Consider the following 24,732-nt stretch of genomic DNA (forward strand, 5'->3'; position numbering starts at 1 on the left):
CCCGCACGGCCGATGCCGGGCGGGGGCTGCGAAGTGTGGGAGAGCTGCGCGCGTTATGAGGCCGTGGTCTCGGCCGGGCGGATCCACAGGCGCTGCCCTATGGCGGCTGCCTGCTGAACGATGCGGTTGACGGAGGCGGCGTCCACAACGGTCGAGTCCACAGGTGTGCCGTCGACGTCGTCGAGTCGCATGATTTCGAAGCGCAAGGGCTTCTCCCTTCGTCTGGTCATCCTCCTGAGGAGAACTACTTGGGTGTGCGGCCCACCAGGCTTCGTGCCCGGTGTTCCATATGGGTCAACAGGGATGCATGCGTCAAACATTCCCTACGCTAAGGAAATTTTTCGCACGGCTAATTACTGTGCCGTAAGAGTGCTGTTACGGGACCGACCGGGACCGGTTGTTCTCGCAGCGTGACCGCCGGGACAATGGCAGTGATGAACGACGACCTCGCGGCGCTCCACGCCCGCATCGACCGCACCAACGAGCTGCTCCAGCGCATGCTCGCCGAGGTGGCGAAGACGCCCTCGACCCACGCGATCTTCGTCGATGCCGGGTATCTGTACGCGGCCGCGGGACGCCTCGTCGCCGGCACGGAGGACCGCCGCGCCTTCGATCTGGACGCCGAAGGCCTGATCGACGCGCTGATCGACAAGGCCCGCACGATCTTCGCGGACAGCCGACTGCTGCGGGTCTACTGGTACGACGGCGCCCGGCGCCGCATCCACACGGCCGAGCAGCAGACCATCGCGGAACTGCCGGACGTCAAGGTGCGGCTGGGCAACCTCAACGCCAACAACCAGCAGAAGGGCGTCGACTCCCTCATCCGCTCCGACCTGGAGTCCCTCGCCCGGCACCGCGCGATCAGCGACGCGGCCCTGCTCGGCGGCGACGAGGACCTGGTCTCTGCGGTGGAGGCGGCCCAGGGGTACGGCGCCCGGGTCCACCTCTGGGGCATCGAGGCGCCGGAGGGCCGCAACCAGGCGGAGCCCCTCCTGTGGGAGGTCGACAGCCAGCGCACCTTCGACCTCGACTTCTTCAAGCCGTACGTCTCCCGCCGCACGGCCCCCGGCTACGAGACGGCCGCGGACCGGCCCACCCGCGAGGACGTGCGGTTCGTGGGCGCGCAGATCGCCGCGAAGTGGCTGGCGGCACGCGGCCGGGACGCACTGGTGGAGCTGCTGCCCGGGCACCCGTACCTGCCCGGCTCGGTGGACCAGGACCTGCTCGTGGAGGCGGAGGGCCTCCTGCAGTACTCGCTGCGCGGCCAGGCGGACCTGCGGCGGGCGCTGCGGGACGGGTTCTGGGAGCACCTGCGGACGCAGTACTAGACCGGGGTCCGGTCGTTTCGGGGGCGAGGTGCTAGACCCGCCCGATGCCGTCCCAGAAGTCGGCTAGGGCGTGGGCCGTCGGCAGCGGCTGGTCGGCGTTGGGCGAGTGCTCGGCTCCCGGGACGACCGTGCGGCGCGCGCCCAGCCGCAGGGCCATGTCGTCGAGGATCGCCACCGGCCAGGTGTCGTCGTGGGCGCCCGACAGGACGTGGAACGGCAACGGGATCGCGGCGAGTTCGGCCACGCGGTCCGGTTCGGTGCACAACTGACGTCCCGTGGCCAGCAGTTGGGCAGGGCTGTGGCCGAGCCAGCGGCGGCGCAACTGGCCCGGGTCACCGGGGCCGCGGGCGGGCCCGCCGACTTCCTCCGGCGGTCCCATGGCCTGGATGGCCTCCCACACCGCCTCCATCGACAGCACGGCGAGCGAGTCCCGCAGCAGCTTCACGCGCTGCTGCTGGGAGACGGAGATCTCCGCGGGCCCTGACGAGATCAGGGTGAAGGAGAGAAACGGGGAGTGGTCGAGCAGGACGGCCGCTCGGGCGATCTGCCCGCCGAGCGAGTGCCCGGCGAGGTGCACGGGCCCGCCCAGCGCGGCGGCCTGCGCGAGCACGTCCCGCGCCAGTTCCCGCTGGGCGTAGGCGGACTCGTCGTCCCGGGGCCCGTCCGACTCGTGCTGCCCCCGCCCGTCCACGGCGACGAGCCGGTAGCCCCGCTGTGCTAGGGGTTCGTGGAGCAGACCGAAGTCCTCCTTGCTGCCGGTGAACCCCGGCAGCATCAGGACGACCCCCCTGTCCTCCGCACCCGCCCTCGGCGACGAGTCGACGACGGCGAACTCGCCGCGCGAGGTGCGCAGGGGGTAGGCGCGGGCGCCCGGGGGCGGGGGGAAGGTGGGGTGGCTGGTCACGGGGCGAGGGTAGCGGGTGGGGGCCGGCCCTGTGCCCGGGGTGAACGCCGACGGCCCGGCTCCCTGTGAGGGGGCCGGGCCGTCGCAGAGGGGTGTATCAGCCCTCCGTGGGCTCCGCGGTCGCCGTGGCCTTGCGGGTGCGGCGGGCCCTTGGCTTCGCCTCCGCCGCGTCCTCCGAAGCGACAGCCGTGGCGGACGTCGTCGCCTTGCGCGTGCGGCGCGGCTTGGCGGCCTCCGGCTCCTGATCCGCCTGTGCGGGGATCTCGGTGGGCTCGACGGCCTTGCGGGTGCGGCGCTGCGGCTTGGCCTCCGTACCTTCGGCCGTGTCGACGGCGGCCTCGGCGGCTGCGGCCGTCTTCCGCGTCCGGCGCGGCTTGGCCTCGGCGGCCTCCGGCTCCTGCGCCGTCTGGGCCGGGATCTCGGCGACGGCCGGGGCCGGCTCGGCGGCCTTGCGGGTCCGGCGGCGCGGCTTGGCCTCCGTGCCCTCGGCCGTGTCGACGGCGGCCTCCGCCGCGGCGGCAGCCTTGCGGGTGCGGCGCGGCTTGGCCTCCGCGGCCTCGGGAGCCTCTGCCGTGGCCGTAACCGCGGTCTCGGCCGTCTCGGCGGTCTTGCGGGTGCGGCGCCGCGGCTTGGCCTCGGCGGCCTCCGCGGTGTCGACGGCGGACTCGGCCGCTGCCGTCGCCTTGCGCGTACGCCTGGGCTTCGCCTCGGCCGTCTCGGCGGTGTCCTCCGCAGCGGCGGCCGTCTTGCGGGCGCGGCGCGGCCTGGCCTCGGCCGCCTCGGCCGTGTCGACGCTCGCCTCGGCCTTCGCGGCCGTCTTACGGGTGCGGCGCGGCTTCGTCTCCGCCGTCTCCGGCGCGGACTCGGTGGTCCCCTCGGCCGTGTCGACGGCCGACTCGGCCGCGGACGCCGCCGTGGCCTTACGGGTGCGGCGGCGCGGCTTGGCGGCAGCCTCGGGGAGCGCGGCATCCGCAGCGGCCGGGGCCTCGGCGACGATCGGCTCCGCGGCCGGCGTCACCGCGGCCTCGGCCTCCACCGCCGGTGTCTCCGACCGGCGAGTACGGCGCCGACGCGGCTTCGCAGCCGTCTCAGAGGCCTCCGTGGCCTCCACGGCCGTGCCCTCCGCTGTCGCTACGGCACTCTCCGCCTGCTCGGACACGGGGGACTCGACCGCCGCGGCCGGGGCCGCCTCGGACTGGGCCCCGCCGCGCGTACGGCGACGGCGACGCGGGGTGCGCGGAGCCGTCACGGCGTCCGCCTCGGCGGCGCCGCCGGTGACCGTGGTGTCCGGTGCGGTGGCGCCGGCGGACTCGGGTGCGCCGTCCAGCGCGGCCCCGCCGCGCGTACGGCGACGGCGACGCGGCGTACGCGACGACCGCTCGCGGTCGGCCGAGCGGGACTCGTCCCGGTCGCTGCGGCCACCTCGGCCACCTCGGCCGTCGCGTCCGCGCGGCCCGCGGCCGCCCGGCTCGCCCAGGTCCTCCAGCTGCTCCGCGTCCAGCCCGGCGCGCGTGCGCTCCGAGCGCGGCAGGAGGCCCTTGGTGCCCTCGGGGATGCCGAGGTCGGAGTAGAGGTGCGGGGACGTGGAGTACGTCTCCGGCGGGTCGTTGAAGTCCAGCTCCAGCGCCTTGTTGATCAGCTGCCAGCGCGGAATGTCGTCCCAGTCGACGAGCGTGATCGCGATGCCCTTGGCGCCCGCGCGGCCCGTACGGCCGATGCGGTGCAGGTACGTCTTCTCCTCTTCCGGCGACTGGTAGTTGATGACGTGCGTGACGCCCTCGACGTCGATACCGCGGGCGGCGACGTCGGTGCAGACGAGTACGTCCACCTTGCCGTTGCGGAACGCCCGCAGCGCCTGCTCACGGGCGCCCTGGCCGAGGTCGCCGTGGACCGCGCCGGAGGCGAAGCCGCGCTGCTTGAGCTGGTCGGCGAGATCGGCCGCCGTGCGCTTGGTGCGGCAGAAGACCATGGCCAGTCCCCGGCCGTCGGCCTGCAGGATGCGCGCGACCATCTCCGGCTTGTCCATGTTGTGCGCGCGGTAGATGTACTGCTTGGTGTTCGCGACCGTCGCGCCCGCGTCGTCCGGCGACGTGGCACTGATGTGCGTGGGCTGCGACATGTAGCGGCGGGCGAGGCCGATGACCGCTCCCGGCATGGTCGCCGAGAACAGCATGGTCTGGCGCCGCACCGGCAGCATGTTGATGATCTTCTCGACGTCGGGCAGGAAGCCCAGGTCGAGCATCTCGTCGGCCTCGTCGAGGACCAGGGACTTGACGTGCTTCAGGTTCAGCTTCTTCTGCCCGGCGAGGTCGAGCAGCCGGCCCGGGGTGCCGACGACCACGTCGACGCCCTTCTTCAGGGCCTCGACCTGGGGCTCGTAGGCCCGGCCGCCGTAGATGGCGAGGACGCGCACATTGCGCACCTTGCCCGCGGTCAGCAGGTCGTTGGTGACCTGCGTGCACAGCTCGCGCGTGGGGACGACGACGAGCGCCTGCGGGGCCTCGGTGAGGGCTTCGGGCTCGGCGCGTCCGGCCTCGACGTCGGCGGGGACGGTGACGCGCTCGAGGAGCGGGAGGCCGAAGCCCAGCGTCTTGCCGGTGCCGGTCTTCGCCTGGCCGATGACGTCCTTGCCCGAAAGGGCCACGGGGAGCGTCATCTCCTGGATGGGGAAGGGAGTGATGATGCCGACGGCCTCCAGGGCCTCGGCGGTCTCGGGAAGGATTCCGAGCTCTCGGAACGTAGTCAGGGTGCTGCCTCTTCTGTGTGGGCGGCGCGAGGCGAGCGCGGGGTCGTGTCAGACCGTGCCGGGGACGTCGGCTGCCTACGGGCGGGCCGTAGAGCACGGGACCGCGCCGACGCTCTAGCGCTCGTGCCGCTGAGGGTGTCCCCCTCCGGGTCTCGTACGCACTGTGGCGGACGGCCGGGGAGGGCTGTCGGGTCGGAGCCGATCGGGCCTCCGACCGGGCATCCTCATACGTGCGGCCTGTCGAGGTACGTCGACGTACCAGCAGGCGCATTACCACCATACCCCGGAATCGCGCACATGCGATGGCCGATTTGGTCACGTAGTCGTCGTCACAGTGATTGACCAGGGCCTTACGCCTCCCGGCGGGCGGGCTATTGTGCGCTTCATGACGAGCTCTGACAAGCCTGAGAACGCCTCGGACACCGCTGCCGCCGAAGACACCTCAGTCGCCGCCCGGGACTGGGCGACGGCCTCCGCCGACCCTCAGTACCGCGCCGCGGTCGTGGACCTGCTCGGTGCGCTCGCGTACGGGGAGCTGGCGGCGTTCGAGCGGCTCGCGGAGGACGCCAAGCTGGCGCCGACGCTGGCGGACAAGGCGGAGCTGGCGAAGATGGCGTCGGCGGAGTTCCACCACTTCGAGAGGCTGCGCGACCGGCTCGCCGAGATCGGGGAGGAGCCGACGCGGGCGATGGAGCCGTTCGTCGCCGCGTACGACGGGTTCCACAAGCAGACGGCTCCCTCGGACTGGCTGGAGGGACTCGTGAAGGCCTACGTCGGCGACTCCATCGCCAGCGACTTCTACCGCGAGGTCGCCGCCCGGCTGGACTCCGACTCCCGCAACCTGGTGCTGGCCGTGCTCGACGACACGGGGCACGGCGGCTTCGCCGTGGAGAAGGTGCGGGCCGCGATCGACGCCGACCCGCGTGTGGGCGGGCGGCTCGCGCTGTGGGCACGGCGGCTGATGGGCGAGGCCCTGTCGCAGTCCCAGCGGGTGGTAGCCGACCGGGACGCGCTGTCGACCATGCTGGTGGGCGGTGTCGCGGACGGCTTCGACCTCGCCGAGGTCGGCAAGATGTTCTCCCGGATCACCGAGGCCCACACCAAGCGGATGGCCGCGCTGGGGCTGGCCGCCTGATCCAAACGACAGGCCCTAGTCCATCGCCGAGCGGCCGGGCCGCGTCGTCAGCGCCGCCACCGTCGGCGACCCCTCACGCGGTCGCCGACCGGCGGCGCAGTCTTCCCGCGGGGCGCAGCAGCAGCGACAGCGAGGCCACGGAGACGATCACCGCGCCGAGCAGGACGAGCAGCACGTGCCCGGCGTCCAGCGCGCTGTGCATGACGAAGGCCCCGAAGAGGGCACCGGCGACGCCGGTCGACAGGACCATGGGACGCGCCGGGAGACGGTGCGGCAGGCGGTGAGTGGCCGCCCACGCCAGAGCCAGGCCGAGGATCGCGGAACTCAGCGTTTCCAGGAGCATGTCGGGGTCCCTCCCACATGGCCGGCCTGCCCAAATCGGTCGTAGCCCGTCTTACCCCTGACCTGCGGAATCCAATCCACCCCTGTGGGCGACTTGTGCTCCATCCGTGGAGGAAGCGGTGCGCCGCAAGGGGAAGTCGAGGGCCACGCGGAAGGGGTGTCCGGGGGAGAGCAATGCAAACGGGGCGGGTCGGCCGCCAGCCGTCCCGCCCCGCTCCACATCTGCGCCTACAGCGCGCCGAAGCCCACCTTGCGCGGGGCCTGCTCGCCGATCTCGATGTAGGCGAGACGGTCGGCCGGGACCAGGACCTTGCGGCCGTGCTCGTCCACGAGGCTCAGCAGCGGCGACTTCCCGGCCAGTGCCTCGGAAACGGCCCGCTCGACCTCCTCGGCAGTCTGACCGCTCTCCAGAACGATCTCGCGGGGCGCGTGCTGCACGCCGATCTTGACCTCCACGGCTATGTCCCTCCGACGGTCAGTGATGTGCGCGACCTTCCGCGCCGTACGCAGCACACATTAGCCCGGTGAGGGGACGTACATGCTCCGCCCGAGAACGCCACGAGCGAACATCGGGCGGGAACAAAGCGCCGTCAGTGGTGCGGCTGGTCCATGCCGTGCAGCGGGAATCCCGCGATACCGCGCCAGGCCAGCGAGGTGAGCAGCTGCACCGCCTGGTCGCGGGGCACGCTGCGGTCGCTGTGCAGCCAGGAACGGGCCACCACCTGGGCGAGACCGCCCAGGCCCGAGGCGAGCAGCATCGACTCCGCGCGTGACAGGCCGGTGTCCTCGGCGATGACGTCGCAGATCGCCTCCGCGCACTCGTTGGTGACCTTGTCGACGCGCTCGCGCACGGCGGGCTCGTTCGTCAGGTCCGACTCGAAGACCAGGCGGAACGCACCGCCGTCGTCCTCGACGTAGGCGAAGTAGGCGTCCATCGTCGCCCGGACGCGCTGCTTGTTGTCGGTCGTCGACGCGAGCGCGTTCCGTACGGACTGGATGAGCGACTCGCAGTGCTGGTCCAGCAGTGCGAGATAGAGGTCGAGCTTGCCCGGGAAGTGCTGGTAGAGCACCGGCTTGCTGACGCCTGCGCGCTCCGCGATGTCGTCCATCGCGGCCGCGTGGTAGCCCTGGGCCACGAAGACCTCCTGGGCGGCGCCCAGGAGCTGGTTGCGTCGGGCACGGCGCGGCAGGCGTGTGCCCCGCGGGCGAACCGCCTCTGTCTGCTCGATGGCTGTCACGCCGCCTCCCATGTTCGTCCATGTGCGGATCTGGCCGCGTCGCCATCGTACTTTTCGGTAACCGTGGTGCGCGCGGTGAGAACGCAGAATTTCACGGACCGGACGGTTACGAAAGCGGTTGCGGAGGTTTCAAACAGGGTCAGAGCGGGCAAAATGCTGCCTCTTTCCTGTTCGGAGGAGCTGCTCGTCGCCCGTCGGCGGCGAGCGTCACCGGTAGTCGTCCTCGTCGAGCGAGACGATCCGGGCCTGCTCCACCAGGTCGGCCTCGTTGGCCCGGGCCGGGTCGACGCCGGTCAGCGGGTCGTCGCGGTCCGGCGCGATGTCCGCCTGCTGCTCGGCCGCGTCGACCTCGGGGGCCTCGACGTCGAACTCCTGCGCCTCCTGCGCGTCCTCGGCCTCGAACGTCTCCGGGTCGGTGGGGTCTACGGCCATGCTGGGCTCCCTTCCTACGAACGTCCCTGGGAATGCAGGGGCCACACGCGGGTGCCCTCTGTACGAGCCTAGGAGACACCCGATCCGGACGCTATGCGATCCGCGTCCGGGATGTGACGCAGTGCTCATCCCATTGACTGCTACCCACGCGCGCTCGGGTGCCTCCTCTTCCGCCGTCCCAACTGGCCGATCCCTGTGATGGCGAACACAGGCGAACACATGAGTCACTGCGTGATCGTCTCGTAACATTGCCGCATGTCTTCGACCGAGCTGCCGTTCGTGCCGCCCGCCAATGTGCTGCCGAAGGTGGGGACCGTCCGGGTCGCGGAGGGTGAGCGCCTGCGGTCGGTCGAGCTGCCCGGGGTGACGCTGACGATCCGGTCGAGGCCTCCCGCGCGCGAGGACCTGCCGCCCGCGCTGTACGTGCACGGGCTCGGCGGTTCCTCGCAGAACTGGTCGGCGCTGATGGCGCTGCTGGACGGCTTCGTCGACGGCGAGGCCCTCGACCTGCCGGGCTTCGGCGACTCCCCGCCACCGGACGACGGCAACTACTCCGTCACGGGTCACGCGCGCGCGGTCATCCGTTACCTCGACGCCTCCGGGCGCGGTCCCGTGCACCTGTTCGGGAACTCGCTCGGCGGCGCCATCGCCACCCGTGTCGCCGCGGTTCGTCCCGATCTGGTCCGTACCCTCACGCTTGTGTCGCCCGCTCTGCCGGAAATCCGAGTGCAGCGCGCCGCCGTGCCCACGGGGCTGCTGGCGGTGCCGGGCGTCGCCCTGCTCTTCACCCGGCTGACCCGGGAGTGGACGGCGGAGCAGCGGGTCCGGGGCGTGATGGCGCTGTGTTACGGGGATCCCGGGCGGGTGACGCCGGAAGGATTCCGCAACGCCGTGCAGGAGATGGAGCGGCGGCTGCGGCTGCCCTACTTCTGGGACGCAATGGCGCGCTCCGCGCGCGGGATCGTCAACGCGTACACGCTGGGCGGCCAGCAGGGGCTGTGGCGCCAGGCCGAACGGGTTCTCGCGCCGACCCTCCTCGTCTACGGCGGCCGTGACCAGCTCGTCGGCTTCCGTATGGCCCGGAAGGCGGCTCGCGCCTTCCGTGACTCCCGGCTGGTGACGTTGCCCGATGCGGGTCATGTGGCGATGATGGAGTACCCGGAGACCGTCGCCATGGCGTTTCGTGAACTCCTCGAAGAAGCAGGAGAGTTGGGCGCGCAGCGGGCGAGGCGGGCCGACCGGGAGGATGCCGGGGGCGACGCCGTCGACAGAGAAGGCACCGACGAGAGCATGGGGGGCTGAGGCGCGACGTGGGACGCCACAGCCGCCGTGGGCCGGTCGTCAAGGGCGACAGCGCGGACACAACTGAAGTACGGGACGGCCGGGCGGGGTCCGCGCAGGGGCAGAGGTCCGGTCAGGGCCAGGCGCCGGACGCCGGCCGGGGTGCCCGGACCGCACCGCCCGGTGCTCCGCAGGGCGGCTGGCCCTCGCAGGGCCCGCGCAGGACGCCGGGCCCGCGGCCCGCGCCGACGGAGGGGACGCCGCCGCACGGCATGCCGCGCCTGCCCGACGGCTGGCACCCGGACGGCACACCGGCCCAGGGTCTTCCCCGCCTGCCCGACGGCACACCGGTACGCGGGGTGCCCCGCCTTGCCGACGGGACACCTGGGCAGGGCGTGCCGCGGCTGGCTGACGGGACTCCGGCGCGGGGTGTTCCCCGGCCGGCCGGCGGGACTCCCGCGCAGGGCGTTCCCCGGTTGCCGGACGGCACCCCTGCGCACGGGGTGCCCCGGGTTCCCGGCGGCACACCGGCGCGCGGCGTACCGCGGTCGCCCGACGGGACTCCCGCGCACGGCTTCCCGCACGCCCGTGGCGGACACCCCGAGCAGCAGGAAGCCGGGGGTGCCTGGGGTGAGTTGAGGGGGGACGGCGGTAGGTCCGCCGGCGCGAGTGTGCCCATACCGCGGCAGCGCCGGGCACCCGTGCCCGGGCCGCGGCAGGACTATCTCAACGCCTTCGTCGACGAGGAGGACGACGTCTTCGCGCCCCGCACGCCCGCCTCCGCGCACGCCGCGGACGCCTACGCCTCCGTCACGGACTGGAACGCCGGCACCCCGGCCGACTCCGGGTCCGGCGGCCACGACGACGCGGGGCCCACCGGCACGCCCGTGCCGGGCAAGGGCGGCAAGGGCCGTGCCTTCACCGGCATCGCGGCAGCGGCCGTCACCACCGTGCTGGCCTTCATCGTCGCCGGGCAGGTCGCCGACGACCCCGGCGGCGCCGGCGTGCAGTCGCAGTCCGCCACCGACCAGGCCCGCGACGTCCGGGACTCCGCGTCCCGCGCGGACGGCCGGGCACCCGCCCCCGAGGCCGCGCCGCTGACGTACGACGAGAAGATGGGCAGGACGTACTCGCTCGGCGCCGAACTCAAGGGCTCCGGGAAGTTCGACGCCGTTCCCGGCATCGCCAAGGCGCCGGGTGCCGGGCAGAAGTTCACCTACCGCGTGGACGTGGAGCAGGGGCTCGGGCTGGACGGCGCGCTGTTCGCCGACGCCGTGCAGAAGACGCTCAACGACCCGCGCAGCTGGGCCCACAGCGGCGCGCGGACCTTCGAGCGCATCTACTCCGGCAAGCCCGACTTCGTGATCACTCTCGCCAGCCCCGGCACGACGGCCGACTGGTGCGCCAAGTCCGGTCTGGACACCACCGAGGACAACGTCTCCTGCGACTCGGCCGCGACCGAGCGCGTGATGATCAACGCCTACCGGTGGGCGCAGGGCTCGGAGACCTACGGCGACAGCAAGATCCACGCCTACCGGCAGATGCTGATCAACCACGAGGTCGGCCACCGCCTCGGCTACGGTCACGTCACCTGCGACAAGGACGGCGACCTCGCGCCGGTCATGCAGCAGCAGACCAAGTTCCTCGACCACGACGGCATCCGCTGCCGTGCCAACGCCTGGCCGTATCCCGGGAGTTGACAGGCGTCACAGGCGGTGTGGCGCGGCTCGCGTTGACATGCTCGGAAAGTTCGTTCATATTTCTGGGCATGTCCGCCCGTCACGTCTCCGTTCGCGCCGCCATCGAGCTGGCGCTCATCGGCGTGACCCCGCTCTGCGTGGCCGACATTCACTGTTGCTGACGCCCGCCCGAGGCGCGCGTCGCTCACCCTCTCCGTGACCTGGTCACGGCTTCTTCGACGACCCGGCGCCGGGCAGACGTCTGTCTTCTTTCGTCTCACCCTTCGTCATTTCGTCTCGCGATCCGAGATCCGTGATCCGGGACGCCTCCCGAGAGGTCGTCATTCCCATGCGCCAACCGTCCGTCACAGCGCGCCGCGTGGCCGCGGCATCCGTCAGCCTGGTCCTGGCAGCGGGTACCGCCGCCTGCGGGCCGAAGGACAACGATGCCAAGGGCGCCGGCGGCGACTCCACGCCCCGCAAGGGCGGCACCCTCACGGTCCTGAACGCCAATCCCCAGCAGGACTTCGACCCGGCCCGGCTGTACACCTCCGGAGGCGGCAACGTCCCGTCCCTGGTCTTCCGTACGCTCACCACCCGCAACCGCGAGGACGGCGCCGCCGGCGCGAAGGTCGTCCCCGACCTCGCCACCGACACCGGGCGTCCCAACAAGGACGCGACCGTGTGGACGTACACCCTGAAGAAGGGCCTGAAGTACGAGGACGGCACCCCGATCACCTCGGCCGACATCAAGTACGGCATCGAGCGCTCCTTCGCCCCCGAGCTGTCGGGCGGCGCCCCCTACCTGCGGGACTGGCTGGTCGGTGCCGCTGACTACCAGGGGCCGTACAAGGACAAGAAGGGCCTCGACGCGATCGAGACGCCGGACGAGCGGACCATCGTCTTCCATCTGAACAAGCCCGAGGGCGAGTTCCCCTACCTCGCCACGCAGACGCAGTTCACGCCCGTCCCGAAGAGCAAGGACACGGGTACGAAGTACGAGGAGCACCCGGTCTCCTCCGGGCCGTACAAGGTCGTGGAGAACGAGAACGACGGTGAGCGGCTGGTCCTGGAGCGCAACACGCACTGGTCCGCCACGACCGACGCCGAGCGCAAGGCCTACCCCGACAAGATCGACGTACGGTCCGGTCTCGACTCGTCCGTGATCAACCAGCGGCTGTCCGCGTCCCAGGGAGCGGACGCCGCCGCGGTCACCACGGACACCAACCTCGGCCCGGCCGAACTGGCCAAGGTGACCGGCGACAAGGACCTCGCCTCGCGCGTCGGCACCGGGCACTTCGGCTACACCAACTACCTCGCCTTCAACCCGTCCATCAAGCCGTTCGACAACGCCAAGGTGCGGCAGGCCATCTCGTACGCCATCGACCGGTCGTCCGTGGTCAACGCCGCGGGCGGGTCCGCGCTGGCCGAGCCCGCCACGACCTTCCTGCCGGACCAGAAGTCCTTCGGCCACACGCCGTACGACCTCTTCCCGGCGGGCAAGGCCGGCGATCCGGCCAAGGCCAGGGCACTGCTGAAGGAGGCCGGTCACGCGAACGGTCTCACCATCACGCTGACGCACTCCAACGCCAAGGACTTCGAGACCAGCCCCGAGATCGCGACCGCCGTCCAGGACGCGCTGAAGAAGGCCGGCATCACGGTCAAGCTGCAGGGCCTGGAGGAGAACGACTACTCCGACAAGATCCACGACGTGAAGTCCGAGCCCGGCTTCTTCCTCGCCCACTGGGGCGCCGACTGGCCCTCCGGCGGGCCGTTCCTCGCCCCGATCTTCGACGGCCGGCAGATCGTCAAGGACGGCGCGAACTTCAACACGGGCCTGCTGAACGACAAGTCGGTCAATGCCGAGATCGACGCGATCAACAAGTTGACGGATCTTGACCAGGCCGCCGAGAGGTGGGGTGCACTGGACAGGAAGATCGGCGAGAAGGCCCTGACCGTCCCGCTGTTCCACCCCGTCTACAAGCGCCTCTACGGCGAGGACGTCAAGAACATCGTGATCAGCGACTGGACCGGTGTGCTGGACATCTCGCAGGTCGCGGTGAAGTGACGCCGTGAGTGAGGCACTTCTCGCCGCCGGGGCGATCGGGACGGACACCTCCGTCCCGGCCGCCTCGGGGGCCCGTCAGTTCTGGCGGCGGCTGCGCACGCAGCGCGCCGCCCTCGTCGCGGCGGGAGTCGTCGCGCTGCTCGTCCTGGTCGCGCTCGCCGCGCCGCTGCTCACCGCCCTCGAGGGCCAGGACCCGACCACCTACCGGCGCTGCTCGTCCTGGTCGCGCTCGCCGCGCCGCTGCTCACCGCCCTCGAGGGCCAGGACCCGACCACCTACCACCCGTCCCTCGTGGACTCCGCGCGCGGCGGCGTGCCCATCGGGTCGCTCGGCGGAGCGAGCGCCGACCACTGGTTCGGCGTCGAACCGCAGACCGGCCGGGACCTGTTCGCGCGGCTGGTGTACGGCGCGCGCGTCTCGCTGGGCGTCGCGCTGGCCGCGACCGTCGTGCAGGTCGCCATCGGGATCACCCTCGGTGTCGCGGCCGCGCTCGGGAAGCGATGGGTTGATCAACTGTTGAGCCGGTTCACGGACATCATCGTCGCCATGCCGCTCATGATCATGTCGCTGGCGCTGCTCGCGATCGTGCCGTCGAGCTTCCCGCGGCCGGTGCTCGTCGCCCTCGTCATCGGCCTGATCGGCTGGGGCAACATCGCCCGGATCGTGCGGGCGCAGACGCTCACCCTCAAGGAACTCGACCACGTCTCCGCGGCCCGGCTCAGCGGCTGGGGCATCTGGAGCATCGCCCGCCGCGAACTCCTGCCCGGTATCGCCGCGCCCGTCATCACGTACGCCGCGCTGCTCGTGCCGACGAACATCACCGTCGAGGCCGCGCTGTCCTTCCTCGGCGTGGGCGTGAAGCCGCCGACGCCCTCCTGGGGACAGATGCTCACCGCCGCCGACGTCTGGTACCAGGCCGCCCCGCAGTACCTGCTGCTGCCCGCGGGCGCCCTGTTCGTCACGGTGCTCGCCCTCACGGTCCTCGGCGACGGGGTCCGCACCGCGCTCGACCCGCGCGCGGCCTCCCGGCTGCGCGTCGGGACGGGACGCAGGCGGGAGTCGAAGACGGCCGAGGGAGGCACGGCATGAACGGCTTCACCGGTTTCGTCCTGCGCCGGGCCGTCGGCGCCGCGGTCACCCTGCTCGCCATCTCGGTGATCGTCTACGTCGTCTTCTACGCCACTCCCGGCAACGTCGCCCAGATCACCTGCGGCCCGCGCTGCTCACCGGAACAGGTGCACCAGGTGGCTCGGCAACTGAACCTGGACGACCCGCTGTTCGTGCGGTACGGACACTTCCTCCAGGGCCTCGTCGCCGGCCAGGACTACTCGACGGGTACGTCCGTGCAGCACTGCTCCGCCCCCTGCCTCGGCCTGTCGTACCAGAGCGACCAGCAGGTCACGCAGCTGATCTGGGCGAAGCTGCCGGTCAGTCTGTCCCTGGTGGCCGGGGCGATGGTGCTCTGGCTGATCCTCGGGGTCGGCACCGGCGTGCTCTCCGCCTGGCGGCGCGGCCGGTTCTCCGAGCGGGTGCTCACCGGCGTCACCCTCGCCGGCACGGCCACTCCGGTCTTCGTGATCGGCCTGGTCCTGATGATCGTCGTCTGCGGCGAACTGCGGCTGCTGCCCTTCCCGCAGTACGTCGCCCTCACCGACGACCCCGAACAGTGGGCGTGGAACCTGCTGCTGCCCTGGCTGTCGCTCGCCCTCATTGAGGCCGCCGCGTTCGCCCGGCTGACCCGGGCGTCGATGCTGGAGACGCTGGCCGAGGACCACATCCGCACCTTCCGCGCCTATGGCGTCGGCGAGCGGTCGATCGTCGGGTGGCACGCGCTGCGCGGTGCGTTCGCGCCGGTCATCGCGCTGAACGCCAACAACGTCGGGTCGGCGATCGGCGGCGCGGTGCTCACCGAGACGCTCTTCGGCCTGCCGGGCATCGGACAGGAACTCGTCCATGCCGTCAACGTCGTCGACCTGCCGGTCGTGGTCGGCATGGTCCTGGTCATCGGATTCTTCGTGGTCCTCGCCAACGCCGTCGCGGACGTCCTGTACGCGGTGGCCGACCGACGGGTGGTGCTGACATGAGTCTGGTCGACGTGACCGGCCTGCGCGTGGACTTCGGCGCGCTGCGCGCGGTCGACGATCTCTCCTTCCGGCTGGAGGAGGGCGCCGCGCTGGCCCTGGTCGGCGAGTCCGGCTCGGGCAAGTCGACCGTGGCGTCCGCCCTGCTCGGCCTGCACCGCGGCACGGGCGCGCGGGTCGAGGGCTCGGTCGAGGTGGCCGGCACCGATGTGCAGCGGGCCTCCGACGAGGAACTGCGGCGGCTGCGCGGCGGGCAGGCCGCCATGGTGTTCCAGGACCCGCTCTCCTCCCTGGACCCGTACTACGCGATCGGCGACCAGATCGCCGAGGTGTACCGCGTGCACGCGCGCGTGTCCCGGCGTGCGGCACGCGCGCGTGCCGTCGAGGTCCTCGACCGGGTGGGCATCCCGGACGCCGCTCGACGGTCCCGGTCCCGGCCGCACGAGTTCAGCGGCGGCATGCGCCAGCGCGCCCTGATCGCCATGGCGCTCGCGTGCGAACCCCGGCTGCTGATCGCCGACGAGCCGACGACCGCCCTCGACGTGACGGTCCAGGCCCAGGTCCTCGACCTGCTGCACACGCTGCGCGAGGAGACCGGCATGGGCCTGCTGCTCGTCACGCACGACGTGGGCGTGGCCGCCGAGAGCGTCGACGAGGTGCTGGTGATGCGGCACGGCAGGGCGGTCGAGCACGGCCCGGTCGCCGGCGTGCTGGGCGCACCGGCCCAGCCGTACACCAGGGAGCTGCTGGCCGCCGTCCCCCGGCTGGACGCGCCGCGGAAGGCCTCGACGGACCCCGAGGAGGTCGTCCTGGAGGCGACCGGCCTCCAGCGCGAGTTCGGGCGCGGGAAGCGGGCGTTCACGGCCGTGGACGACGTGTCGCTGACCCTGCGCCGCGGCGAGACCCTCGGGATCGTCGGCGAGAGCGGCAGCGGCAAGACGACCCTCGGGCGCATGCTCGTCGGCCTGCTGGAGCCGACGGCGGGATCGCTGAGCTTCGAGGGCCGCGCGCACACCGGCGTGAATCCGGCCGTGCAGATGGTCTTCCAGGACCCCGTCTCCTCCCTCAACCCCCGCCGCAGCGTGGGCGAGTCCATCGCCGACCCGCTGCGGGCGCGGGGCGAGCGGCAGGAGGGGCGCATCCGGGAGCGCGTGGGGGACCTGCTGGAGCGCGTGGGGCTCGAAGCGGCGCACTACGACCGCTACCCCCATGAGTTCAGCGGCGGGCAACGCCAGCGTGTCGGCATCGCCCGGGCCCTCGCGGCCGACCCGCGCGTCATCGTCTGCGACGAACCGGTCTCGGCCCTCGACGTCACGACCCAGGCCCATGTGGTCCACCTGCTGGGGGAGTTGCAGCGCGAACTCGGGCTCGCGCTGGTCTTCGTCGCCCACGACCTGGCCGTCGTCCGCCAGGTCAGCGACCGGGTCGCGGTGATGCGGCGGGGCAGGATCGTCGAGGAAGGGCCCGTCGGAGAGGTGTACGAGTCGCCGCGCGACCCCTACACCAGGCAGCTGCTGGCCGCCGTACCGGCGCTCGACCCGGAGGCCGCCGCGCGACGCCGGGCGCAACGACGGGAGTTGGCCGCGGCATGACGATCCGTGTCCGCTTGATCTCCTAGCGCGACAGAACGCGACCCGCACGGGAAAGTTACGACCGTTCACCCCTTTTGGTGGTGCGACGGACAACCGTCCGTCGCACCACCGCCTTGTCCGCATACGTTCGTCCCGCTGCGAGCCGCCGGGCAACGGCGGCTCCCCATACGGGAGATCGGGGGTGCACTCGTGCGCATCGGACTGCTTACGGAGGGTGGCTATCCGTATGTGAGCGGTGACGCCAGGCTCTGGTGCGACCGGCTGGTGCGCGGGCTCGCCCAGCACGAGTTCGACGTCTACGCGTTCAGCCGCAGCGAGCACCAGGAGGACGAGGGCTGGGTCCCGCTGTCGCCGAACGTCCGCAGGGTGCGCACCGCATCGCTGTGGATGGCCGAGGACGACGAGGTGGTGCTCGGGCGCCGCGCACGCCGGCGGTTCACCGAGTGCTTCGGGGAACTGGCTGCCGTGCTGTGCGGGGCGTCGGGGGGTGGCTCCAGTGCCGCCGGGAAGATCCCCCAAGGGGCCTCCAGTGCCGCCGCCGGGCTCCCCGAGGGTGCGCCCGCCTCTGAGGCGGACCGTTTCGCCAACGCTCTGTACGGGCTCGCCGAACTCGCCCGCGACGAGGGCGGGCTGGCGGGGGCTCTCCGGTCGGAGGCCGCCGTACGCACCCTGGAACGCGCCTGCCGTGCGCCCGGCGCCCATCGCGCGGCGCGCGAGGCGCGCGTACCGGATCTGCTCTCCGTCGCCGCTCATCTGGAACGCGCCCTGCGCCCCCTCTCCCTCGACTGGTACGAGGACGACGGGCTCGGTGCGGTCGACCTCTGTCACGCCGCGTCCGGCGGCACCGCCGTCCTGCCCGGCCTGCTGGCCCGGCACTTCACCGGCGTGCCCCTGATGGTGACCGAGTACGGAGTGCGCCTGCGGACGCACTACCTCACCGCCCCGGACGCCCCACCCGCCGTACGGTCCCTGCTGGCGGCCTTCCAGGGCCGACTCGCGGCCGAGGCCTACGGGCGGGCCGAGGTCGTCACCGCGGGCAACACGCACGCCCGCCGCTGGCAGGAGCACTGCGGCGCCGACCGCGAGAAGCTCCGCACGGTCTACCCCGGCATGGACGCCCGGTCCTTCGCCGAGGTGGGCGAGTCCCCGGACTGCGCGGACCCGGACACACTCGTCTGGGTCGGCCGCGTCGAGCCCGCCAAGGACCTGGTCTCTCTCCTGCACGCCTTCGCGGAGGTCCGCAAGCAGGAGCCGAGGACGCGCCTGCGCATCGTCGGCGCCCCCGCCGGCCCCCAGGGCGCGGCCTACCTCGGTCACTGCAGGACTCTGGCCGCCCAGCTCTTCCCCGACGAGGCGGAGGGCCCGCACGCCGCCGGCGACAACCCGGTGTCCTTCGAGGAGATCGGCGGCCCCGAACTCCCGGTCGCTGCCGACGCCTACGCCTCGGGTGCCGTGACCGTCCTCTCCAGCGTCGTCGAGGGCTTCCCCCTCGGCCTCGTCGAGGCCATGCTCTGCGGGCGCGCGACGGTGTCGACGGACGTCGGCGCGGTCGTGGAGGCCATCGGCGGCACGGGGCTCGTCGTACCGCCGCGCAACCCACGGGCGCTCGCGGAGGCGTGCGTGGCACTGCTGCGCGACCCCGAGCGCCGTGCGCGTCTGGGCGCCGCCGCTCGCGCCCGTGCCCTCGAACTGTTCACGGTCGAGCAGAACATCGAGGCATTTCACGGCATTTACCTGGAGATCGTCTCGCGTGCGCCCGTCCGCCGTGTCCTCGACGGAGCAGGGGAGGCGCTGCCGTTCGCGGTTCCCGCCGAGGCCCACGTCCCCGTCCGCTGGACCGCCGCGTCGCCCAGTCTCGCCGCTCGCAGCGGCCCCGGCTGGGTGGCGGGCAGGCCCGTACGCGCCACCACGTCCGTCCCCGCCCCGGAGGGTGCGCGATGAGCGACTTGGGCGAACTGGACCGTCCGGGAAGCCCGACCAGCCCCGGAGCGTGGGACGCCCCCTCGGAGAAGGAACCGGACCCGGCGACCACGGACTCGACCACCCCGGAGGCGGTCGCCGCACGCAAGGTGCCCGGGAGCCGGGAGCCGGCCGCCGATCGCCTGGTGCCCGGCAAGCCGGAGCCGGCCGCCGACCGCAAGGCGTCCACCCCGCGTCGGGGCGCTGCCGACCCGGTGAAGGCGCTGATGCACCGTCACCGGGAGCTCTGCGAGCGGGCGGTGGACCCCCTCGAGATCGCCGCGGGACTGGAGACGCACGGCATCACCGACCGGACCGCCGCCCGCTTCCGCCACCGGGACGTCTTCTCCCTCGCGGAGGAGATGTACGCGCGCATCTCCCGTGACGGAGACACGTCCCCGCCCGCCCCGCCCACCGCTCCCCGGGTGCGCGCCGACTGGGCACTGCTGACCCTCCTGCCCGGTGCGCTGTGCGCCGCCGCCGTGGCCGCCGTGCACCTCACCCACGGGCGGTCCCGCCTGTTCGCGGTCGCAGCCGGTGCCCTCGCCGTGGCCCTGGCCCTCCGCGCGGCCCTCCGCCGGGGCCCCCTGAGCAGGACCGATGCGGGCCGGCCCGGACCGCGACCCGGCGCAGCCTCCGGCAGGACCACCCCGTGGACCGTGTGGCTCCTCACCTACTCCCTCCTGGGCAACGGCCTGCTCCACAGCGCTCTCACCGGAGGCCCCGACGTCCTGCCCACCGGCACGGCCGACGGCCCCTGGCCCCTCACCGCGGCCCCGGTCCTGGCCCTCGCCCTGGCCTGCGCGCCCGCCGCCTGGACCGCGCACCTCCTCACCGCCCGTGCCCGCCGCAAACTCGCGGCCAGCCGCGGCCTGGAGGACTTCGCCGCCTCCGTACGCCCCCTTCTGCTCGGCACCTTCGCCCTGTTCCTGGGCACCCTGGCGGCCCTGCTCACCCTCTGCGCGGCGGTCCTCGACGAGCCCGCGGCCTACGCGCAGGTCCTCGCCCTGGGCGCCCTCCTCTTCCTGGCCCGCCTCCTCACCACGCACGGCTTCACCTACGCCCCCGCCGTGGTCCTCACCGCGACGGCCACGGTCGAGGCGGCCGCACTCGCCACGGTCTTCGCCTCCCGCCTCCCCGGTCTCGGCTTCCTGGCCACCCCCGTCGAAGCCCTCGTCACGACCTGGGGCGCCGGCAGCGTCCCCACGCTCGCCTGCGGAGCGGCGGCCCTGGCCCTCCTGGTCCACACCACCCGCAAGCTCACCCGGGCCTCGGCCCACGCACCGCCGGAGCCCGCACGGTGACCGCCGCGGGCACCGGCCCCACCGCCGCAGGCAGCACCCGTCCCATCCGTTCCTTCCCGCCCTTTCCGCCTCGAGGAGAACCCGCATGATCACCCACCCAGGAGCCCCGGCGACATGGGGAGCCGCGCGATGAGAGTCCTGCTGATCGGAGCCAACGGCTACATCGGGCGCTTCGTCGCCGACCGTCTGCTCGCCGACCCGGCCGTGCAACTCACCGCCCTCGGCCGCGGTGACGACGCCGACGTCCGCTTCGACCTCGCCTCCGGCAGCCCCGGCGCCCTCACCCGCTTCCTCGACGCGGTCCACCCGGGTGTCGTCGTCAACTGCGCCGGCGCCACCCGTGGCGGGGCCCGCGAGCTCACCCGCCACAACACCGTCGCCGTGGCCACCGTCTGCGAGGCCCTGCGCCGCAGCGGCTGCGGCGCCCGGCTGGTGCAGATCGGCTGCAGCGCGGAGTACGGCCCGAGCCAGCCCGGCTCCTCCACGGCCGAGGACGCCGTGCCCCGGCCCGGCGGTCCGTACGGCGTCAGCAAACTCGCCGCCACCGAACTGGTCCTCGGCTCCGGCCTGGACGCCGTCGTCCTGCGCGTCTTCTCACCGGCCGGACCAGGCACCCCTGCCGGCTCCCCGCTGGGCCGTCTCGCCGAGGCCATGCGCCGCGCCATGCAGTCCGGCGACGGCGAGCTGAAACTCGGCGGCCTCGGCGCGCAGCGCGACTTCGTCGACGTCCGTGACGTGGCCCGTGCCGTCCACGCCGCCTCGCTCTCCGCCGCGCAGGGCGTCATCAACATCGGCTCCGGCCGCGCCGTACGCCTGCGCGACGCCGCCGCGGTCCTGGCCCGCGTCGCCGGATACGGCGGTGCTCTCCACGAACTCGACGGCCCGCCCGGTGCCCTGCGCGCGGCCATCGGCCACCCCCGCCCCGACCCCGACCACGCGCCCCCCGTCGCGTACCCGTACCCGGACGGCTGCGGCAGCTGGCAGCAGGCCGACGTGCGCACCGCGCGCGACCGGCTCGGCTGGCGCCCCCGGATCGGCCTGGAGGAGTCCCTCGCCGACATCTGGATGGAGGCGGCATGCCGCATCTGACCCGATCCCGGCGACGCACCTCGGGCACGGAACTCCGCCCCGGCGTCGGCGTCCCCGGCTACGCGCACCCCCTCCTCGCCCCCACCGAGTGGGGCGAGCTGACCCGCCCCGGCACCCCGCTGCACTGGGTCGTCCTCAACGTGGCCGACGGCCCCGGCGCCCGCCCCGACCCGCACTGCCTGGAGGCGGCCGGCCGCCTGCGCAACGCGGGTGTCCGCGTCCTCGGCCACCTCGACACCCGGTACGGCACCCGGAACTTCGGCGAGCTGATCTCGGACGCCCACCGGTTCGTCGACTGGTACCAGGTCGACGGATTTCTCCTGGAGCGCTGCCCCGCGGACCACGCCGGGCTGCCCGAGGTCCGCCGCACGGTCGCCACGCTCCGCGTGGTCCGTGACGCTGCCCACATCGTCCTCGGCCACGGCATCCACCCGCACCCCGGCTACGTCGAGCTCGCCGACCAACTGGTCACCTTCTCCGGGCCCTGGAGCGACTACCGCTGGTCGCAGGTGGCCGAGTGGACCGCGGACCATTCGCCCGAGCGCTTCTGCCACTTCGTCCACGGCGTGCCCCGCCCCCACCTGGCCGAGGCGCTGCGTATCGCCCGCTGGCAGGGCGCCGCGACGGTCTGGATCACCGACCACACGGACGGCGGGGGCCGCACCGACCCCTGGGAGGCCATGCCCGGCTACTGGGACGAATTCGTCTCGCGTATCGGAACGGGTGTCTCGGAATGAAAAAGGGCATGGCACTGTTACGGGGAGAACAACCGTAGTGATTGACCGACCAACGGAGTCCCCGTGTCGCTGCCACCCCTGGTCGAGCCGGCTTCCGAGCTCACCGTAGACGAGGTCCGCAGGTACTCCCGCCACCTGATCATCCCCGACGTGGGGATGGACGGGCAGAAGCGGCTGAAGAACGCCAAGGTGCTGTGTGTGGGCGCCGGCGGCCTGGGCTCGCCGGCGCTGATGTACCTGGCCGCCGCGGGCGTCGGCACCCTCGGCATCGTGGAGTTCGACGAGGTCGACGAGTCGAACCTGCAGCGCCAGATCATCCACAGCCAGGCCGACATCGGCCGCCCCAAGGCGGAGTCCGCCCGCGACAGCGTCAAGGGGATCAACCCGTACGTGAACGTGATCCTTCACGAGGAGCGGCTCGAGGCCGACAACGTGATGGACATCTTCAGCCAGTACGACCTGATCGTCGACGGCACGGACAACTTCGCGACCCGCTACCTGGTCAACGATGCCTGCGTGCTGCTGAACAAGCCGTACGTCTGGGGCTCGATCTACCGCTTCGACGGCCAGGCGTCCGTCTTCTGGTCCGAGCACGGCCCCTGCTACCGCTGCCTGTACCCGGAGCCCCCGCCCCCCGGCATGGTCCCCTCCTGCGCCGAGGGCGGCGTCCTGGGCGTGCTGTGCGCGTCCATCGGCTCCATCCAGGTCAACGAGGCCATCAAGCTCCTCGCCGGCATCGGCGATCCGCTGGTCGGCCGACTGATGATCTACGACGCCCTGGAGATGCAGTACCGCCAGGTCAAGGTCCGCAAGGACCCGAACTGCGCGGTCTGCGGCGAGAACCCGACCGTCACCGAGCTCATCGACTACGAGGCCTTCTGCGGCGTCGTCTCCGAAGAGGCCCAGGCGGCGGCCGCCGACTCCACGATCACTCCCAAGCAGCTCAAGGAGTGGATCGACGACGGCGAGAGCATCGACATCATCGACGTCCGCGAGCCGAACGAGTACGAGATCGTCTCCATCCCGGGCGCCCGGCTGATCCCGAAGAACGAGTTCCTCATGGGCACCGCCCTGGAGAGCCTCCCGCAGGACAAGAAGATCGTCCTGCACTGCAAGACGGGTGTCCGCAGTGCGGAAGTCCTCGCGGTCCTGAAGTCCGCGGGCTTCTCGGACGCGGTCCACGTCGGCGGTGGCGTGATCGGCTGGGTCAACCAGATCGAGCCGGCCAAGCCGGTGTACTGAGCCGTATCCGGCCTCCCTTTCCGAGCGGCGGGGGCTTCGGGCACGACAGGTGCCCGAAGCCCCCGCCGTCGTCATGAGCAGACCTTGCCGTCCTTCGGCACCGCGCCGTCCAGCAGGTACGCGTTCACCGTGGAGTCGACGCAGTCGCTCCCACTGCCGTACGCGCCATGCCCCTCGCCCCGCCAGGTGAGCATCACTCCGACGCCCTTGCCCAGCTCGTCGGCCATCCGCCGCGCGCCCTCGTACGGGGTGGCCGGGTCGCCGGTGTTGCCGACCACCAGGACCGGTGCCGCGCCGAGGGCGCTCACCTCCGGAGTGTCGTGCTGTCCGGGCACCGGCCAGTCGTGGCACCAGCCGGCCGTGTCCCAGCCGAGGAACGTCCCGAAGACCGGGGAGATCTTCTCGAATCGGGGCAGCAGCTTCTTCGTCCGGGCCGCGGTCGGCCGCTGCCTGTCGTCCAGGCACGATATGACCCGTTGGGAGTGGGTCGTCGTGCCGTAGCGGCCCGACGGATCACGTTCGTTGTAGCGGTCGGCCAGGGCCAGCAGCTCCGAGCCGTCGCCCTCCTCGGCCGCGTCGAGGGCGCTGGTCAGGGTCGGCCAGCTGTCCCTGCTGTACAGGGGGAGGATGATGCCGGTGACCGCGAGGGTCTGGGTCAGCTTCCGCCCGGGCAGGCCCGCCGGGAGGGGGCGGGCGTCGATCCGTCGCAGCAGGGACGCGATCTTCCGCGAGCCCTCCTGAGGATCCTGGCCGCTGGACTCGAGGTAGCCGTTCAGCGCGCGCTGGAAGCCCCTCGCCTGGTTCTGGGCGTGGCCCACGGTGTCGGCGCCGGGGTCGACGACCGCGTCCAGCGTCATGCGTCCCACCTTCTTCGGGAAGAGGTGGGCATAGGTGCCGCCCAGTTCTGTGCCGTAGGAGATGCCGAAGTAGTGCAGCTTGTCGTCGCCGAGGACTTGCCGGATGCGGTCCATGTCGCGGGCCGAGTCGGCGGTCGAGACGTGCGCCATCAACTTCCCGGCGTCCTTCTGGCAGCCCTGGCCGAAGTCGGCGGCGTCCTCGAAGTACGCCTTCTCCTCCGTGGGGTCGTCCGGGGTGACGTCCACCGACTCGGCGGCCTGGATCTCCTTGTCGCCCCGGCAACGCACGCCCTCGCTGGCGCCCACGCCGCGCGGGTCCCAGCTCACCAGGTCGTACCGCTCGCGGAGTGCGGAGACGGTCGGGGCGTACGACGGCATCATGGACACGCCCGACGCGCCCGGGCCGCCGAAGTTGAACAACAGCGACCCGACGCGGTTGCCGCCGCGGGCCTTGGCGCGGATCAGGCCCAGGCCGATCGTCTCGCCGTCCGGCTTCGACCAGTCCAGCGGCACCTTCAGCGTCGCGCACTGCCATTCGCTGCTCGGCGCGGGGCCGTCGGCAGTGGCCTTGCAACGGCCCCAGGAGAGCCCGCTGCTGCCGTCGTCGGACGAGCCGCTGCAGCCCGCGGCCAGCAGGGCCGAGGCGGCCGCCAGAGCGGTCCACCGAACGAAGCGCGTCATTGCCCATCCCCCCTCGCAGGCCGTCCGCTCCGTGCCG

General features: G+C 72.4%; 21 protein-coding genes and 1 pseudogene. 14 read left to right on the plus strand and 8 right to left on the minus strand.

Annotation, left to right across the window (positions count from 1 at the left end; genetic code table 11):
- Positions 1–53 precede the first annotated feature (53 nt).
- Complete coding sequence (locus AB0G20_RS15415; protein ID WP_003992775.1) at positions 54–206, minus strand: hypothetical protein; 153 nt, start codon at positions 204–206, stop codon at positions 54–56.
- A 228-nt stretch (positions 207–434) separates the two neighbouring features.
- Between AB0G20_RS15415 and AB0G20_RS15420 the strand changes: the two genes are divergently transcribed.
- A complete protein-coding gene (locus AB0G20_RS15420) occupies positions 435–1,328 on the plus strand; it encodes an NYN domain-containing protein (protein WP_361301614.1) in 894 nt (297 codons plus the stop codon).
- 31 nt (positions 1,329–1,359) lie between these two features.
- On the opposite strand, the gene AB0G20_RS15425 is transcribed toward AB0G20_RS15420, so the two are convergent.
- Positions 1,360–2,232 carry an alpha/beta hydrolase gene (locus AB0G20_RS15425; protein WP_361301617.1) on the minus strand — a complete coding sequence of 291 codons (873 nt, stop codon included), beginning with the start codon at positions 2,230–2,232 and terminating at the stop codon, positions 1,360–1,362.
- Between the two features lie 97 nt (positions 2,233–2,329).
- On the minus strand, positions 2,330–4,888 hold the full coding sequence (locus AB0G20_RS15430; protein ID WP_361301620.1) for a DEAD/DEAH box helicase: 2,559 nt from the start codon (positions 4,886–4,888) through the stop codon (positions 2,330–2,332).
- Between the two features lie 475 nt (positions 4,889–5,363).
- Here AB0G20_RS15430 and AB0G20_RS15435 point away from each other — a divergent pair, with 475 nt between their 5' ends.
- Positions 5,364–6,113 (plus strand): ferritin-like fold-containing protein, encoded by a 750-nt coding sequence (locus AB0G20_RS15435; RefSeq protein WP_248504544.1) that lies wholly within the window; start codon positions 5,364–5,366, stop codon positions 6,111–6,113.
- 73 nt (positions 6,114–6,186) lie between these two features.
- On the opposite strand, the gene AB0G20_RS15440 is transcribed toward AB0G20_RS15435, so the two are convergent.
- The 4 genes from AB0G20_RS15440 to AB0G20_RS15455 form a co-directional block, all read right to left on the minus strand.
- Positions 6,187–6,456: a hypothetical protein gene (locus AB0G20_RS15440; RefSeq protein ID WP_361301623.1), complete on the minus strand. Its 270-nt coding sequence runs from the start codon at positions 6,454–6,456 to the stop codon at positions 6,187–6,189.
- Positions 6,457–6,683: 227 nt separating this feature from the next.
- Positions 6,684–6,911 carry a DUF3107 domain-containing protein gene (locus AB0G20_RS15445; protein ID WP_248504549.1) on the minus strand — a complete coding sequence of 76 codons (228 nt, stop codon included), beginning with the start codon at positions 6,909–6,911 and terminating at the stop codon, positions 6,684–6,686.
- Positions 6,912–7,045: 134 nt separating this feature from the next.
- Positions 7,046–7,693 (minus strand): TetR/AcrR family transcriptional regulator, encoded by a 648-nt coding sequence (locus AB0G20_RS15450; RefSeq protein ID WP_031132394.1) that lies wholly within the window; start codon positions 7,691–7,693, stop codon positions 7,046–7,048.
- Between the two features lie 207 nt (positions 7,694–7,900).
- Positions 7,901–8,125: a hypothetical protein gene (locus AB0G20_RS15455; RefSeq protein WP_361301628.1), complete on the minus strand. Its 225-nt coding sequence runs from the start codon at positions 8,123–8,125 to the stop codon at positions 7,901–7,903.
- Between the two features lie 255 nt (positions 8,126–8,380).
- On the opposite strand from AB0G20_RS15455, the gene AB0G20_RS15460 reads away from it, so the two are divergent.
- The 12 genes and pseudogenes from AB0G20_RS15460 (at position 8,381) to moeZ (ending at position 23,157) form a co-directional block, all read left to right on the plus strand.
- Positions 8,381–9,427: an alpha/beta hydrolase gene (locus tag AB0G20_RS15460; RefSeq protein ID WP_361301631.1), complete on the plus strand. Its 1,047-nt coding sequence runs from the start codon at positions 8,381–8,383 to the stop codon at positions 9,425–9,427.
- A gap of 8 nt (positions 9,428–9,435) precedes the next feature.
- A complete protein-coding gene (locus tag AB0G20_RS15465) occupies positions 9,436–11,106 on the plus strand; it encodes a DUF3152 domain-containing protein (RefSeq protein ID WP_361301634.1) in 1,671 nt (556 codons plus the stop codon).
- A 68-nt stretch (positions 11,107–11,174) separates the two neighbouring features.
- Positions 11,175–11,267, plus strand: coding sequence for an Ms4533A family Cys-rich leader peptide (locus tag AB0G20_RS15470; protein ID WP_361301637.1), 93 nt, complete (start codon positions 11,175–11,177; stop codon positions 11,265–11,267).
- 167 nt (positions 11,268–11,434) lie between these two features.
- Positions 11,435–13,153, plus strand: coding sequence for an ABC transporter substrate-binding protein (locus tag AB0G20_RS15475; protein ID WP_361301640.1), 1,719 nt, complete (start codon positions 11,435–11,437; stop codon positions 13,151–13,153).
- A gap of 4 nt (positions 13,154–13,157) precedes the next feature.
- Positions 13,158–14,242, plus strand: a pseudogene (locus AB0G20_RS15480) (ABC transporter permease).
- Positions 14,239–15,237 carry an ABC transporter permease gene (locus AB0G20_RS15485; protein WP_361301643.1) on the plus strand — a complete coding sequence of 333 codons (999 nt, stop codon included), beginning with the start codon at positions 14,239–14,241 and terminating at the stop codon, positions 15,235–15,237. Before AB0G20_RS15480 ends, AB0G20_RS15485 begins: the two are co-directional and overlap by 4 nt.
- Positions 15,234–16,826, plus strand: a complete 1,593-nt coding sequence (locus tag AB0G20_RS15490; RefSeq protein ID WP_361301646.1) for an ABC transporter ATP-binding protein — start codon at positions 15,234–15,236, stop codon at positions 16,824–16,826. The genes AB0G20_RS15485 and AB0G20_RS15490 overlap by 4 nt, the downstream gene beginning before the upstream one ends.
- Positions 16,827–17,015: 189 nt before the next feature.
- Positions 17,016–18,767, plus strand: a complete 1,752-nt coding sequence (locus AB0G20_RS15495; protein WP_361301649.1) for a DUF3492 domain-containing protein — start codon at positions 17,016–17,018, stop codon at positions 18,765–18,767.
- Entirely contained in the window at positions 18,764–20,089 is a 1,326-nt protein-coding gene (locus AB0G20_RS15500; protein WP_361301652.1) for a hypothetical protein, read from the plus strand. The genes AB0G20_RS15495 and AB0G20_RS15500 overlap by 4 nt, the downstream gene beginning before the upstream one ends.
- Positions 20,090–20,218: 129 nt before the next feature.
- A complete protein-coding gene (locus AB0G20_RS15505) occupies positions 20,219–21,178 on the plus strand; it encodes an NAD-dependent epimerase/dehydratase family protein (RefSeq protein WP_361301655.1) in 960 nt (319 codons plus the stop codon).
- Complete coding sequence (locus tag AB0G20_RS15510) at positions 21,166–21,915, plus strand: spherulation-specific family 4 protein (RefSeq protein WP_361301658.1); 750 nt, start codon at positions 21,166–21,168, stop codon at positions 21,913–21,915. The genes AB0G20_RS15505 and AB0G20_RS15510 overlap by 13 nt, the downstream gene beginning before the upstream one ends.
- A gap of 63 nt (positions 21,916–21,978) precedes the next feature.
- On the plus strand, positions 21,979–23,157 hold the full coding sequence (moeZ, locus tag AB0G20_RS15515) for an adenylyltransferase/sulfurtransferase MoeZ (protein WP_361301661.1): 1,179 nt from the start codon (positions 21,979–21,981) through the stop codon (positions 23,155–23,157).
- Positions 23,158–23,228: 71 nt separating this feature from the next.
- Here moeZ and AB0G20_RS15520 read toward each other — a convergent pair whose 3' ends face one another.
- Positions 23,229–24,695, minus strand: coding sequence for an alpha/beta hydrolase (locus AB0G20_RS15520; protein WP_361301664.1), 1,467 nt, complete (start codon positions 24,693–24,695; stop codon positions 23,229–23,231).
- Positions 24,696–24,732 lie beyond the last annotated feature (37 nt).

This window comes from Streptomyces sp. NPDC024017 (assembly GCF_040638895.1).
Lineage (GTDB): Bacteria > Actinomycetota > Actinomycetes > Streptomycetales > Streptomycetaceae > Streptomyces.

What these genes read in the sequence shown, in the direction of transcription:
- AB0G20_RS15460 (WP_361301631.1), top strand. Translation starts at nt 8,381, where the DNA reads ATGTCTTCGACCGAGCTGCCGTTCGTGCCGCCCGCCAATGTGCTGCCG.
- AB0G20_RS15500 (WP_361301652.1), top strand. Translation starts at nt 18,764, where the DNA reads ATGAGCGACTTGGGCGAACTGGACCGTCCGGGAAGCCCGACCAGCCCC.
- AB0G20_RS15490 (WP_361301646.1), top strand. Translation starts at nt 15,234, where the DNA reads ATGAGTCTGGTCGACGTGACCGGCCTGCGCGTGGACTTCGGCGCGCTG.
- AB0G20_RS15475 (WP_361301640.1), top strand. Translation starts at nt 11,435, where the DNA reads ATGCGCCAACCGTCCGTCACAGCGCGCCGCGTGGCCGCGGCATCCGTC.
- AB0G20_RS15430 (WP_361301620.1), bottom strand. Translation starts at nt 4,888, where the DNA reads ATGACGCTCCCCGTGGCCCTTTCGGGCAAGGACGTCATCGGCCAGGCG.
- AB0G20_RS15455 (WP_361301628.1), bottom strand. Translation starts at nt 8,125, where the DNA reads ATGGCCGTAGACCCCACCGACCCGGAGACGTTCGAGGCCGAGGACGCG.
- AB0G20_RS15435 (WP_248504544.1), top strand. Translation starts at nt 5,364, where the DNA reads ATGACGAGCTCTGACAAGCCTGAGAACGCCTCGGACACCGCTGCCGCC.
- AB0G20_RS15440 (WP_361301623.1), bottom strand. Translation starts at nt 6,456, where the DNA reads ATGCTCCTGGAAACGCTGAGTTCCGCGATCCTCGGCCTGGCTCTGGCG.
- AB0G20_RS15485 (WP_361301643.1), top strand. Translation starts at nt 14,239, where the DNA reads ATGAACGGCTTCACCGGTTTCGTCCTGCGCCGGGCCGTCGGCGCCGCG.
- AB0G20_RS15505 (WP_361301655.1), top strand. Translation starts at nt 20,219, where the DNA reads ATGAGAGTCCTGCTGATCGGAGCCAACGGCTACATCGGGCGCTTCGTC.
- AB0G20_RS15470 (WP_361301637.1), top strand. Translation starts at nt 11,175, where the DNA reads ATGTCCGCCCGTCACGTCTCCGTTCGCGCCGCCATCGAGCTGGCGCTC.
- AB0G20_RS15510 (WP_361301658.1), top strand. Translation starts at nt 21,166, where the DNA reads ATGCCGCATCTGACCCGATCCCGGCGACGCACCTCGGGCACGGAACTC.
- AB0G20_RS15520 (WP_361301664.1), bottom strand. Translation starts at nt 24,695, where the DNA reads ATGACGCGCTTCGTTCGGTGGACCGCTCTGGCGGCCGCCTCGGCCCTG.
- AB0G20_RS15420 (WP_361301614.1), top strand. Translation starts at nt 435, where the DNA reads ATGAACGACGACCTCGCGGCGCTCCACGCCCGCATCGACCGCACCAAC.